Origin of the sequence: Nocardioides sp. NPDC006273 (genome assembly GCF_040613495.1) — a bacterium.
Classification (GTDB): domain Bacteria; phylum Actinomycetota; class Actinomycetes; order Propionibacteriales; family Nocardioidaceae; genus Nocardioides.
The window spans coordinates 60,855-73,629 of record NZ_JBEXSD010000023.1 but is presented as its reverse complement, the minus strand read 5'-3'; the positions used below and the strand labels follow the sequence as shown (position 1 = coordinate 73,629).

Annotated in this window: 10 protein-coding genes; 7 read left to right on the top strand and 3 right to left on the bottom strand. The window is 69.4% G+C overall.

Going from position 1 to position 12,775, the window contains the following annotated elements; translation table 11 throughout:
- Nucleotides 1-987, top strand: a 987-nt coding sequence (locus ABZZ22_RS12475) for an LLM class flavin-dependent oxidoreductase (protein ID WP_354931411.1), incomplete at its 5' end; no start/stop codon positions are given.
- A 150-nt stretch (nt 988-1,137) separates the two neighbouring features.
- On the opposite strand, the gene rpmA is transcribed toward ABZZ22_RS12475, so the two are convergent.
- Nucleotides 1,138-1,395: a 50S ribosomal protein L27 gene (rpmA, locus tag ABZZ22_RS12470; RefSeq protein ID WP_183546768.1), complete on the bottom strand. Its 258-nt coding sequence runs from the start codon at nt 1,393-1,395 to the stop codon at nt 1,138-1,140.
- A gap of 36 nt (nt 1,396-1,431) precedes the next feature.
- Entirely contained in the window at nt 1,432-1,734 is a 303-nt protein-coding gene (gene rplU, locus ABZZ22_RS12465) for a 50S ribosomal protein L21 (RefSeq protein WP_354931407.1), read from the bottom strand.
- Nucleotides 1,735-2,020: 286 nt separating this feature from the next.
- Between rplU and ABZZ22_RS12460 the strand changes: the two genes are divergently transcribed.
- From ABZZ22_RS12460 to ABZZ22_RS12435, 6 genes are all read left to right on the top strand, one after another.
- Nucleotides 2,021-2,803 (top strand): DeoR/GlpR family DNA-binding transcription regulator, encoded by a 783-nt coding sequence (locus ABZZ22_RS12460; RefSeq protein ID WP_354931404.1) that lies wholly within the window; start codon nt 2,021-2,023, stop codon nt 2,801-2,803.
- A 129-nt stretch (nt 2,804-2,932) separates the two neighbouring features.
- A complete protein-coding gene (locus ABZZ22_RS12455) occupies nt 2,933-4,309 on the top strand; it encodes a sugar ABC transporter substrate-binding protein (protein WP_354931401.1) in 1,377 nt (458 codons plus the stop codon).
- On the top strand, nt 4,309-5,268 hold the full coding sequence (locus ABZZ22_RS12450) for a sugar ABC transporter permease (RefSeq protein WP_354931398.1): 960 nt from the start codon (nt 4,309-4,311) through the stop codon (nt 5,266-5,268). Before ABZZ22_RS12455 ends, ABZZ22_RS12450 begins: the two co-directional genes overlap by 1 nt.
- Entirely contained in the window at nt 5,268-6,104 is an 837-nt protein-coding gene (locus ABZZ22_RS12445; protein WP_354931395.1) for a carbohydrate ABC transporter permease, read from the top strand. Before ABZZ22_RS12450 ends, ABZZ22_RS12445 begins: the two co-directional genes overlap by 1 nt.
- A complete protein-coding gene (locus ABZZ22_RS12440; protein ID WP_354931392.1) occupies nt 6,101-7,576 on the top strand; it encodes a mannitol dehydrogenase family protein in 1,476 nt (491 codons plus the stop codon). Before ABZZ22_RS12445 ends, ABZZ22_RS12440 begins: the two co-directional genes overlap by 4 nt.
- Nucleotides 7,577-7,699: 123 nt before the next feature.
- A complete protein-coding gene (locus tag ABZZ22_RS12435) occupies nt 7,700-8,602 on the top strand; it encodes a DUF559 domain-containing protein (protein ID WP_354931389.1) in 903 nt (300 codons plus the stop codon).
- A 160-nt stretch (nt 8,603-8,762) separates the two neighbouring features.
- On the opposite strand, the gene ABZZ22_RS12430 is transcribed toward ABZZ22_RS12435, so the two are convergent.
- The gene (locus ABZZ22_RS12430) at nt 8,763-12,443 is read right to left on the bottom strand and encodes an Rne/Rng family ribonuclease (RefSeq protein WP_354931387.1); all 3,681 of its coding nucleotides are present in this window, start codon (nt 12,441-12,443) and stop codon (nt 8,763-8,765) included.
- Nucleotides 12,444-12,775 lie beyond the last annotated feature (332 nt).

The following is a 12,775-nucleotide window of genomic DNA, read 5'->3' as shown; positions in this document are numbered from 1 at the left end:
CTGTGCACCGCCCCGCTCGACTTCTACGAGCTGGAGATCGCCGCCCTGGCGCAGCCCCAGGTCTTCGAGGGCTTCGAGGAGGACGGCGAGAGGGGTCGGATGCGCCGACTCGGCCTGGGTAGGTTTGACGCCATGCGAGTAGGAACAGTGATGTGGCCGATCGAGGACTGGCCGGCGATGGGCGAGCGATGGGTTCAGGCCGAGCAGCTCGGGTTCGAGACGGCCTGGGTCTATGACCATCTGGCCTGGCGTGGGCACAGCCCGTGGGAGGAGGCGTTCACGTCGATGGCGGCCGCCGCGGCCCTCACCTCGACGATCCGGCTCGGGACGCTGGTGACCACCCCCAACTTCCGTACGCCGATCCCGACCGCCGCGGCGATCCGCAGCCTGGACCGCATCTCGGGTGGGCGCGTGACGATCGGCATCGGCGCCGGCGGCGACGACCACACCTCAGACGGAGACGTGCTCGGGCTGGAGTTCACGCCTCGCGAGCGCGCCGACCGGTTCGCGGAGTGGACCCGCACCGTAGACCGGCTGCTGCGCGAGTCGCCGGTCACGATCGACGGCGAGCACTGGCAGACCCGAGAGGTCACCGTCTCCCCTGGCCAGGTCCAGCAGCCTCGTACGCCGCTGTGGCTGGCCGGCAACGGCCCCCGCGGGATCCGGCTCGCCGCCGAGGTCGGTGACGGCTGGATCGCCAACCCGGGTGGCGAGGACCCGAAGGCGTACGTCGCCCAACGGCTCGACATGCTCCGTGAGGCCTGCGAGAAGGCCGGTCGGGACTACGCCGCGATGCCGAAGCTCTTCATGTCCGGGTTCACCGACGAGCCGTGGACCGAGTCTGCGGACGCGTTCGAGGACCTCGCCAGCGCCTACGCCGAGATCGGGATCACCGACATCGCGCTCCACTGGCCCCGTGCCGGGACCCGCTGGGAGCTCTCGCAGCAGGTCTTCGAAGCGATCGCCGAGCGCGCGGCCGACCTCTGATCCGTCGTCAAGGTATGCAGGTCAAGGCGTACATCCCCAGCGGAGCTCCGCACGGGATGTGTTCCTTCGTCTGCATACCTTGACGAAGGAACACCCGAAGACGCCGAAGGGCCCTCCCCCTTGCGGGGAGGGCCCTTCGAAAGGCGTGGCTCAGGCGTCAGCCGGGACGATGTTGATCACCCGGCGGCCGCGGCGCTTGCCGAACTCGACCGCGCCCGGCTGCAGGGCGAACAGGGTGTCGTCACCGCCACGGCCGACGTTGGTGCCGGGGTGGAAGTGGGTGCCACGCTGGCGGACGATGATCTCGCCGGCGCCGACGACCTGGCCACCGAAACGCTTCACACCGAGGCGCTGGGCGTTGGAGTCGCGACCGTTCTTGGTGCTTGCTGCACCCTTCTTGTGTGCCATCTTCTCAGTCCTTTAGGTGTCTCTAGAACGCCGGAATCAGGCGTTGATCGCGGTGACCTTGACCTGGGTGTACTTCTGACGGTGACCCTGGCGCTTCTTGTAGCCGGTCTTGTTCTTGTACTTCTGGATGATGATCTTCGGGCCCTTGGAGGCACCGACGATCTCAGCAGCGACAGAGGCCTTGTCGAGGCCGGTCGTGGTGACGGTCTCACCGTCGACGAGCATGACCACGGGCAGCGAGATCGCACCACCGGCCTCGCCGTCGAGGCGGTCGATCTCGATGACGTCGCCGACAACGACCTTCTGCTGCTTGCTGCCAGCCTTCACGATCGCGTACACCGCGGTCTCCTTCATTGCTCCGAACTCAAAGTCTTGTGTCGCCCCGCGGCAAAGCAGACCGGACCCCGAAGCGATAGGTGCCAGCAGATGCCTGCAGGAACGGCGCACTGCGCACGCCGAGATTCAATCTTACGTACGCGGCCAGGTAGCCGCAAAACGCCGCGACACCGTCCGCTTGGACGATGCCGGGAACATTGTGCACCCGAGGGCCACGATCTGGCCAACCGGGCGCCCGGTTCGACCCGGTCCTCTGCGAACCGGGCAGGATTGCGGGCATGATGCGCTCATGACACCGACCGAACCGGCGCACACGAACCAGGCCAGGCAGGAGGAGATCCTTGCGCGCGCACGCGCGGCCGGGCGAGTGTCCGTCACCGACCTCGCCCCCGATCTCGGGGTGAGCGTCGAGACGATCCGGCGCGACCTCAAGGTGCTCGCCGACCGCGGCGTCGTGGAGCGGGTCTACGGCGGTGCGGTCGCCCTGGAGAGCGGCAGCTTCGAGACCTCGCTCGAGTTCCGGGCGGGCCGCGACGTCGACGAGAAGCACCGGATCGCGCGGGCCGCCCTCCAGCACCGGCGCGGCGCGGAGACGATCTACATCGACGAGGGCACCATGCCGCAGTTCCTGGCCGAGGAGCTCTTCGGCCAAGGACCGGCGACGATCATCACCCCGTCACTGCCGGTGGCCACGCGACTCTCCGCCGACCCGGACCTCACCGTGATCGTCCTGGGCGGGCGCGTCCGCACCATCACCCGCGGCGTCGTCGACCAGTGGGCGACCCGGATGCTGGCCGACCTGGTGATCGACCTGGCCTACATCGGCGCCAACGGGATCTCCCGGGAGCAGGGCCTCACCACTCAGGACCCGTCGGTGGCCGCGGTCAAGCGTGCCGCCATCGAGCGCTCCCGCCGCCGGATCTTCTTCGGCGCCCACACCAAGTTCGGGGCCTCCAGCCTGTGCCGCTTCGCGGGCGTACGCGACTTCGAGCTGCTCATCACCGGCACCGAGCTCTCGGCCTCCGAGGCACGCCGGTTCGCGGCGCTCGGGCCGAGGGTCGTCCGGGCCTGAGGGCCCGAGAGATGGGCCCGAGATCGGGCAGCAACCGGGCCCTCCGGGCACGTCGACCGGGCTAGGGGGTCCGGCCGAAATTGCGCCATCGTGGTCGGTGACGACAGTCACACTGCGAGGAGGCAGAAGATGCGGGCACGGAGACGGACCTCCGCAGCGCTCATAGCGCTCTCACTGGCCACGGTCTTGTTGACGGCCTGCGGGACGGGCGGGCTCGGCGCCGGCGGCACGAGCGCGGGCGAGCACAGCATCACGGTGCTGATGGTCAACAACCCACAGATGCTCGAGCTCCAGGAGCTCACCGCGGAGCACTTCACGGAGGAGACCGGGATCGAGGTGAACTTCGTGGTCAAGGTCGAGCAGGACATGCGCGACACCGCCAGCACCGAGTTCGCCAACCAGTCCGGGATCTACGACGTGGCGACGCTGTCCAACTTCGAGATCCCCTACTACGCCGAAGCCGGCTGGATCTCGGACATGGAGAGCATCGCCAACGACCCCGAGTTCGACCAGGACGACATCCTCACCCCCATGACCGAGGCGCTCTCGGCCAACGGCAAGGTCTACGGACAGCCGTTCTACGGCGAGTCGTCGTTCCTGATGTACCGCAAGGACCTCTTCGAGAAGCACGGCCTCGAGATGCCGGCCGAGCCGACCTGGGACCAGGTCGCCGGCTTCGCCGCCAAGATCAACGATGCCGAGCCGGACATGCGCGGGATCTGCCTGCGCGGCCTGGCCGGCTGGGGAGACAACCTCGCCTCGATCACGACCGTGGTCAACACCATGGGCGGCACCTGGTTCGACGAGGACTGGGACGCCCAGGTCAACAAGGGCGGCTTCAAGAAGGCCGCCAACTTCTACGTCGACCTGGTCCGCGAGCACGGCGAGGCCGGCGCCGCGACCTTCAGCTTCCCGCAGTGCCTCAACGCCATGCAGCAGGGCAAGGTCGCGATGTGGTACGACGCCACCTCCGGCGCCGGGTCGCTGGAAGCGCCCGAGTCGCCGGTCAAGGGGAAGGTCGGCTACGTCGCCGCCCCGCACGACCAGACCGAGAACGCGGGCTGGCTCTACACCTGGGCCTGGGCGATCCAGAAGGCCTCTCGCCACCAGGAGGACGCCAAGGAGTTCGTCGCCTGGGCCTCCAGCAAGGAGTACGAGGAGCTGGTGATGGCCGACACCGAGAACGACACCGGCGGCCCGACCAACGTCCCGGCCGGCAAGCGCGCGTCGACCTACGAGAACCCCGAGTACCTCGAGGTGGCCGGCTCCTTCGCGACACCGACCATGAACGCGATCAAGAACGCCCAGGCCGACAACCCCGGGGTCCAGAAGCGGCCCTACACCGGCATCCAGTTCGTCGGGGTCCCGAGCTTCACCGACTTCGGCACCGAGTGCGCCAAGCAGCTCTCGAGCGCCATCTCGGGATCGAAGACCACCGACGCGGCCCTCGACCGATGCCAGTCGCTCGCCCAGGCCTACGGCGACGTCCAGAAGGAGAAGCAGTGATGGCCGCCGTGACCGCACCACCTCCCGCAGCTGCGGAGCCGACCGAGCCGACGGCGACGCGACCGCCCGCGGCGTACAAGAAGTGGGGCCGCGAGTCCTGGAAGCTGCGCGCGCCTCTGCTGCCGGCGCTGATCTTCCTGATCGTGGTGACGCAGCTGCCGTTCGTCGCGACGCTGGTGATGTCGTTCATGAGCTGGAGCGCCCAGCCCGACGCCCCGGAGCGCAGCTTCGCCGGCTTCGACAACTTCAAGACGGTGTTCACGACGCCGGCCTACCGCACGGCCGTCCTGAACACGATCGAGATCACGGTGGTCGTCGTCGGGGTCAGCGCCCTGCTCGCCCTCGGGATCGCGCTGCTCCTCAACCACGCGTTCATCGGCCGCGGCCTGGTGCGCACGATGATGATCGCGCCATTCCTGATCGTGCCGATCGCGGCCGCGGTCTTCTGGGGCAACGGCATCCTGATGACCGGGTTCGGCCTGGTCGACGGCGTGCTCGGTCAGCTCGGGGTCCCAGACGCTCAGAACATCGCGTTCCTCACCGACCATCCCAAGCTCGCCATCGAGATCGAGCTGATCTGGCAGTGGACGCCGTTCATGATGCTGATCCTGCTCGCCGGTCTGCAGTCGCAGGATCCGGAGGTGCTGGAGGCGGCGAGCATCGACGGCTGCAACGGGTGGCAGACGTTCGTGCACATGACGCTCCCCCACGTACGCCGCTATCTGGAGCTCTCGATCGTGCTCGGCACGATCTTCATCGTCCAGAACTTCGATTCGGTCCTGGGGATGACCGGCGGCCTGAACTCCACCAACGTCCCGTTCGCCGTCTACGAGACGTTCTACTCGGCCAAGGACTACGGCGTCGCCTCGGCCCTCGGCGTCGTCGTGGTCATCGGATCGCTGATCATCGCGACCTTCGCGCTGCGCGTGGTGTCGTCCCTGCTCGAGGAGGAGAGCTGATGCGTACATGGAACCGGCGCCGGGTGGCGAAGATCGTCATCCCGCTCGCGGCGTGGCTGATCGGCATCATCTTCGTGATCCCGATCCTCTACATGGTCCTGACCTCGCTGCACGCACCGCAGGACGCCCAGACCTATCCGCCAAGCTGGGGTGCCCCGCTGACCCTGGACAACTATGCCGGCCTGTTCAGCTCGGCGAACCCGATCACGCCGGCATTGATCAACTCCGTGATCACCAGCGTGCTCTCGACGCTGCTGGTGCTCGCCCTGGCCATCCCCGCCGCGTACGCCCTGGCGATCAAGCCGGTGCGGAGGTGGTCGGACGCGATGTTCTTCTTCCTCTCGACCAAGATGCTGCCGATGGTCGCGGGCATCCTTCCGCTCTACCTGTTCACGACGAAGGTCATCAACATGCCTGACAACGTGATCATCCTGATCCTGATCTACACCGCGATGAACCTGCCGATCGCGGTCTGGATGATGCGCTCGTTCCTGGTCGAGGTGCCTTCGGCCATCATCGAGGCGGCCTCGATCGACGGCGCCAGCACATTCCGCATCCTGACCCGAATCGTGGCCCCGATCGCCATGCCGGGCGTCGCGGCCACCTCGCTGATCTGCTTCATCTTCGCCTGGAACGAGCAGCTCTACGCCAAGGTGCTCACCAGCGTCGCCGCGCAGACCGGCCCGGTCTACGTGAACACCCTGATCCAGACCGAGCACGCCTACCTCGCCGAGCTGGCCGCGGGGGCGACGCTGATCTCGCTGCCCGTGCTCATCGCCGGCTTCGCCGCCCAGGACAAGCTCGTCCAGGGACTCTCCCTGGGGGCGGTCAAATGACCGAGGCGCGACTCACGACGGCCAGGCTCGGCGAGCTCTCCGCAGCCGTTGCCGTCCCCGCGTACGACCGGACCGCCGTCACGCCCGGGATCGTGCATCTCGGGGTCGGTGGCTTCCACCGCGCCCATCAGGCGCGCTACGTCGACGACCTGCTGGCCTCGGGCGTCCGCGACTGGGGCATCGTCGGCGTGGGGCTGATGCCCCAGGACGTACGCATGCGGGACGCGCTCGCCGCCCAGGACCACCTCTACACGCTCCTCGAGCGGGCCCCGGACGGGGGCGTGCACGGGCGGGTGATCGGCTCGATCATCGACTACCTCTTCGCGCCCGACTCTCCCGAGGCCGTGCTGGCTTTGCTCACCGACCCGCGGATCCGGATCGTGTCGCTGACCATCACCGAGGGCGGCTACCACGTCAACCAGGCGACCGGTGGCTTCGACGCCTCCGACCCCGGGATCCAGGCCGACCTGCAGCCGGGGGCGGCCCCGACGACCGCGTTCGGCTACGTGGTGGAGGCGCTGGCGCGCCGTCGTGCCGCCGGGGTCGCTCCGTTCACGGTGATGTCGTGCGACAACATCGCCGGCAACGGCGAGGTCGCCCGCGCGATGGTGTCGGCGTTCGCGTCCCTGCGCGACCCGGATCTGGGCGACTGGATCGCAGCCGAGGTGGCCTTCCCGAGCTCGATGGTGGACCGGATCACGCCTGCGACCACCGATGCCGACGTCGAGGAGGTCGGCTGGCGGTTCGGGATCCAGGACGCCTGGCCGGTGGTCAGCGAGCCCTTCTCGCAGTGGGTGCTCGAGGACCACTTCCCGCAGGGTCGGCCGCCGTTCGAGCAGGTCGGGGTGGAGGTGGTGCCGGACGTCGAACCCTACGAGCTGATGAAGCTGCGGCTGCTGAACGCCAGCCATCAGGCGCTGTGCTACCTCGGCTACCTCTCCGGCTACCGCTACGCCCACGACGTCTGCGCCGACCCGCTCTTCGTCGACTTCCTGCTCGGCTACATGTCGCAGGAGGCCACCCCGACCCTGCCCGAGGTGCCCGGAGTGGACCTGGCGGCCTACCAACGGGAGCTGATCTCCCGCTTCGCCAACCCCCACATCCGCGACACCCTGGCCCGGCTGTGCGCCGAGAGCTCCGACCGGATCCCCAAGTGGCTCGTACCCGTCGTCTCGGCTCAGCTCGCCTCGGGAGGCTCGGTGCGCCGATCGGCGCTCGTCGTCGCCTCCTGGGCCCGCTACGCCGAGGGCGTCGACGAGCAGGGCGCGCCGATCGACATCGTCGACCGGCGCCGGTCCGAGGTGATGGGCCGCGCGATCGCACAGCGCGACGACCCGCTCGCCTTCCTCCGCGACCCCGACCTCTTCGGCGACCTCGTCGACTCCCCTGAGTTCACCGAGCCGTACGGCGAGGCGCTGGCGTCGTTGCACGCGGTCGGCGCGCGCAAGACTCTCGAGGCTTGGGAGGCCTGACACACAGTTCGTGCGGTCTGGGCGGGTTGGGGCCGAATTGAGGTTGAACCGTGTGCATCGATGCACCAGGTTGATCTCATGCCGGCAGCCGACCTGCCCAAACGTCGACCCTCGAGGTGAACTGTGTGCGCCGCCCCTGCCCTGACAGACGTCCTCCGCATACGTGGCGGGGCAATCACCCGCAAAGAGCTGCTCGACCTGGGACTGCGTGACGAGCTGGACACCGCCCTTTCAGCAGGAAGGCTCGTCGCTCTCACCGGCGCCCGGGTGGCGCTTCCCGGACTTCCGGACGACAAGTCGGCCGCACTCGCGCTCGGCGGAGTCGTCTCCGGGCTCAGCGCGGCGCGTGTGTGGGGCTGGTCGCTGAAGCATGAGCCCACCGAGATCGAGGTGACCGTGCCGCGCAACAGCTCGCGCAAGGCGCGACCAGGTGTGGTCGTACGCCGCCGCGATCTACCCAGCGACGCCGTCGGCCCAGGCGCGATCACCTCCCGCGCCCAGACCGTCGTGGACTGCGCCCGGCAGCTCCTGTTCGACGAGGCGCTGTGCGTTGCCGACTCGGCGCTGCGCGATGGACTGGTCACCGGACTGACCCGCAAGGAGCTGGTCGCCGCAGCCGAGACGTTGCCGCGCACCGGACGGCAGCGGGCTCTGGATGTCGTCACCGCCGCCGACCACCGGGCCGCGAATGCGTTCGAGTCCGTGACCAGGGCGATCGTGCTCCCGATCGCCGGTCTCTCCGTCGAGCCCCAAGGCGACCTGGGATTCAGCGAGGCAGGTGCGGAGCAGTACGGCGACCTCGTCGATGCCCGCCTGAAGCTACTCATCGAGTGCGAATCCTGGGCCTACCACTCCGGAGAGGAGCCGTTCCGGCGCGACATCCGCCGCTACACCGACCTGGTCGCGCGCGGCTGGACCGTCCTCCGCTTCGTCTGGGAGGACGTGATGCAGAGACCGGACTACGTACGACGCCAGGTCGAGCGAGTCGTCGAACGCCTCGGGCGTCAGACCGTCTCGCGTGGATAGTCGCTCCACCTCGCCCTCGCCGAGTCAGTAGCTCTGGGCGCCGAAAACTCTACTTTCGTCCACCAGAAGTCACTTCTCGGCACGCCACTTCTACCTTCTCGGCGGGAAGGGCGAAGCCCCGGCTGCCGCTGGTGCGGGAGCCGGGGCTTCGTGGCCTACGTCAGCTGTCGTCCGACTGCTTGGTGTCCCGGCTGGCGCCACCGCGGGTGCGGGTCACGACCTTGGGAGCCGGGGTCGAGGCGGCGCCATTGCTGACGACCGGTGCCTCGGACTTGGCCGCGGTCATCACCGCGCCCTCGCCGGTGGTCACCACCTCGCGGCGGGCACCGCGGCGCTGCCGGGTGACCACCTTCGGCTTGGAGTCGATCGGCTCGGCCTTCACCGGTGCCACGTCGGCGACCTCGGGCTGGGTCGCCTCGGGCTGGGTCACCTCAGGCTCGGCCGGGGCCACGGGAGCGGGCGCCTCGGCGACCGGCTCTGCGGCGACCGGCTCGGCGGGCGTCGGCTCGGCGGGCGTCGGCTCGGCGGGCGTCGGCTCGGCGGGCGTCGGCTCGGCGGGCGTCGGCTTCGGCGCCACGGGCTCCGGCTTCGGCTCCTTGACGGACGAGCTGCCGACGACGGCAGCCAGGACCGGACGACCGGTCGTCGCGGTACGGCGGGTGCGGGTCCGAGTGGTGACCTTGGGGGCCTCGGGCTCAGCCGCGGGCTCGACCGGGGTCTCGGTCGGCGACTCAGGCTTGGACTCAGGCTTGGACTCAGGCTTGGACTCAGGCTTGGACTCAGGCTTGGACTCGGCCGGGGCCGATGCCTTGGACCGGCGGGAACGCGTACGGGTTGTGACCTTCGGCGGCTCGGCCTCCGCGGGGGTGGTCTCGGCCGCCTCGGGGGTGGGCTCGACCTCCTCGACGGTCTCGGCCACCACAGGCTCGTCCGACTTCGACGCCCTGGACCGACGGGAACGCGTACGGGTCGTGACCTTGGGGGTCTCGGCAGGCTCGACCACCGCGGCGGGCTCGACGGTCTCCACCTCGGGCGTGGCCTCGGCAGACTCGGCGACCGCAGCAGCGGCCTCGCTCTGCTTGGCCATGGCGGCGAACTCGGCGGGCGAGGGCGCCTTGGCGGACTCCTCCGCGGCCTCCGTACGAGACTCGTTGCCCGCCTCGTCCTTGCCCTTGCCCTTGGCGCCTCGACCGCCGCGACGACGCGAGCGCGGCTCGTCGGGCGCGACGCCGGAGGACTTGCCGGCCTCGACCGGGTGCTCGTGGATCACGAGACCACGGCCGGCGCAGGCCTCACAGTTCTCGGAGAAGGCCTCGAGCAGGCCGGTGCCGATCCGCTTACGGGTCATCTGCACCAGGCCCAGCGAGGTGACCTCGGCGACCTGGTGACGGGTCCGGTCGCGGCCCAGGCACTCGACCAGGCGACGGAGCACCAGGTCACGGTTGGACTCGAGGACCATGTCGATGAAGTCGACGACGATGATGCCGCCGATGTCGCGCAGCCGGAGCTGGCGGACCATCTCCTCGGCAGCCTCGAGGTTGTTCTTGGTGACCGTCTCCTCCAGGTTGCCCCCGGAGCCGGTGAACTTGCCGGTGTTGACGTCGACGACGGTCATCGCCTCGGTGCGGTCGATGATCAGTGATCCACCCGAGGGCAGCCAGACCTTGCGGTCCAGGCCCTTCGCGATCTGCTCGTCGATCCGGTAAGCAGCGAAGGCGTCGACGTCGCCGTCGTACTTCTCCACCCGCTCCTCGAGGTCGGGAGCCACCGACTGGACGTAGTCCTTGACGGTCTCCCACGACGAGTCGCCGGCGATGACCAGCTTGGCGAAGTCCTCGGTGAACAGGTCGCGGACGACCTTCAAGGTGAGGTCGGGCTCGCCGTAGAGAAGCTGCGGGCCGTTGCCGCCGGCCTTCTTCTCGATGTCTTCCCAGCGGGCCTTGAGGCGCTCGACGTCGCGAGTCAGCTCGTCCTCTGCGGCACCCTCCGCGGCGGTGCGTACGATCACGCCGGCCGTGTCGGGGACGATCTCCTTCAGGAGGGTCTTGAGGCGGTTGCGCTCGGTGTCGGGCAGCTTGCGGGAGATGCCGGAGGTGGTGCCGTCGGGCACGTAGACCAGGAATCGGCCGGCCAGCGAGATCTGCGAGGTCAGGCGGGCGCCCTTGTGGCCGACCGGGTCCTTCGTCACCTGGACGAGCACCTTCTGACCGGAGGTCAGCACCGACTCGATCTTGCGGGGCTGGCCCTCCTTCCAGCCGAGCGAGGGCCAGTTGACCTCACCGGCGTAGAGCACGGCGTTGCGGCCCTTGCCGATGTCGATGAACGCGGCCTCCATGCTCGGCAGCACGTTCTGGACGCGGCCCAGGTAGACGTTGCCGATCAGGCTGGTCTGCGACTCGCGGGCGACGTAGTGCTCCACGAGCACCTTGTCCTCGAGGACGGCGATCTGGGTCAGGTCCTCGCGCTCGCGGATCACCATGACCCGCTCGACCGACTCGCGGCGAGCCAGGAACTCGGCCTCGCTCACGATCGGGGCACGACGGCGACCGGCCTCGCGGCCCTCACGGCGGCGCTGCTTCTTGGCCTCCAGACGGGTCGAACCCGCCAGCGCGGTGATCTGGTCGTCGCCGGTGCGGCTCTGACGGACCTTGGTGACGGTGTTCTCCGGGTCGTCCCCGCCGTCGCCCGAGGCCTCGCCGGCCCGACGGCGGCGGCGACGACGACGGGACGTGCCGCCCTCGCCCTGCTGCTCGGCGTCGGAGTCCTTGCCGGTCTCGTCGTTCTCGGCCTCGGCGTCCTCGGACTTGCTCTCGGAGTCGACGTCGGAGCCGTCATCACCGTTGGCGCCCTTGCGACGACGACGGCCGCCACGGCGGCGACGACGACGGCCGTTGCCGCCACCCTCACCGTCGTCGGCGGAGCTCTCGTCGGACGCGGTCTCGGACTCGGTGTCGGACCCAGTGTCAGTGGCGGCCTCGGACTCGGCGGCAGCCTCGGTCTGCTCGTCGGCGGCCTTCTCCTCGGCCGGCGCGGCGCTGCGGCCGTTGCGCCGGCGGGAGCGGGCCGGAGTCTCCTCCTTGGCGGCCTCCTTGGCGGGCTCGGCGGCGGGCTCGGTGACCTGCGGCTCGTCCACGGCGGGTGTCTCGGCGGCCTTGACAGGCTCCTTCGCGCTTCGCGCGATTACTCCCTCGCTCGTCTCGACGGGCTCGGGCTCGGCCGTCTTACGGGTACGTCGCCGGGTGGTCGTCTTGGTCGGCGGCTGGAACAGCACCGCGGGAGCCACCGGACCGGCCTGCTCGGCCTCGGTCGCCTCGTCGGTCTCGTCGGCGGCGCCGGCCGCAGGGGCCTCGACGGGCTCGACGACCGGAGCGGCCTTCTTGGCGGTGGACTTCTTCGTGGCTGCCTTCTTGGCAGTGGTCTTCTTCGCCGCGGTCTTCTTGGCCGGAGCCTCGACGGTCTCGGCGGGAGTCTCGGGGGTCTCGCCCTCGGGTGCGGCGGTGGCCTCAGCAGCGGTCTCGACCTCGGCCGGCGCCGGAGCGGCTACCTTCTTGGTCGTACGCTTGCGGGTCGTCTTCTTCGCCGCAGCCTTCTTCGCGGGGGCGTCAGCGGCCTCGACGGTCTCGGCGGCCTCGGCGGCGGGCGCCTCGGCGGCCTCTGCCGGAGCGGAGACCTTCTTGGTGGTGCGCTTGCGCGTGGTCTTCTTCGCCGCGGTCTTCTTCGCCGGAGCAGTCTCGCCGGTCGCTTCCGCGTCGGTCGTGGGGGTGGTGGGGTTGTCGGTCACCGGAGTCTGCGCCGTTTCAGCGCCGTTCTCGGTGTTCTCGACAGTGGTCTCGTCGGCCATGCCGTTCTCCTCATCCGGGACCTTCACAGATGCCGGATAGTCAGGTGCCGGGAAACGGGCGCTGCGCAGTATCGAACTTTCCACGTAGCAGCCGCGTCGCGGCGCAAAGCTTGTCAGGGCGGCGGCATCCTCCGCTGCGGTGCGTCACAAGCGGCGGTTCGTCACCTGCCGCGGTCGCTCGGCCGTCCGGGACCTTCCCGGGCGAGTCGCTCTCACTGACCTGCTAGGCCTGCGTCGCGGTCTGGCGGCGACCTACCTCCTGCGTGCCGGAGTGCGATCCCGGAGGACCCACGCCGGCGAGGCGTCGTCGGACTGTTCATTCCTCGGGTCGG

Coding starts and splice junctions, on each gene's coding strand:
- rpmA (WP_183546768.1), bottom strand. CDS start 1,395: ATGGCACACAAGAAGGGTGCAGCAAGCACCAAGAACGGTCGCGACTCC.
- ABZZ22_RS12460 (WP_354931404.1), top strand. CDS start 2,021: ATGACACCGACCGAACCGGCGCACACGAACCAGGCCAGGCAGGAGGAG.
- ABZZ22_RS12455 (WP_354931401.1), top strand. CDS start 2,933: ATGCGGGCACGGAGACGGACCTCCGCAGCGCTCATAGCGCTCTCACTG.
- ABZZ22_RS12450 (WP_354931398.1), top strand. CDS start 4,309: ATGGCCGCCGTGACCGCACCACCTCCCGCAGCTGCGGAGCCGACCGAG.
- ABZZ22_RS12445 (WP_354931395.1), top strand. CDS start 5,268: ATGCGTACATGGAACCGGCGCCGGGTGGCGAAGATCGTCATCCCGCTC.
- ABZZ22_RS12440 (WP_354931392.1), top strand. CDS start 6,101: ATGACCGAGGCGCGACTCACGACGGCCAGGCTCGGCGAGCTCTCCGCA.
- ABZZ22_RS12430 (WP_354931387.1), bottom strand. CDS start 12,443: ATGGCCGACGAGACCACTGTCGAGAACACCGAGAACGGCGCTGAAACG.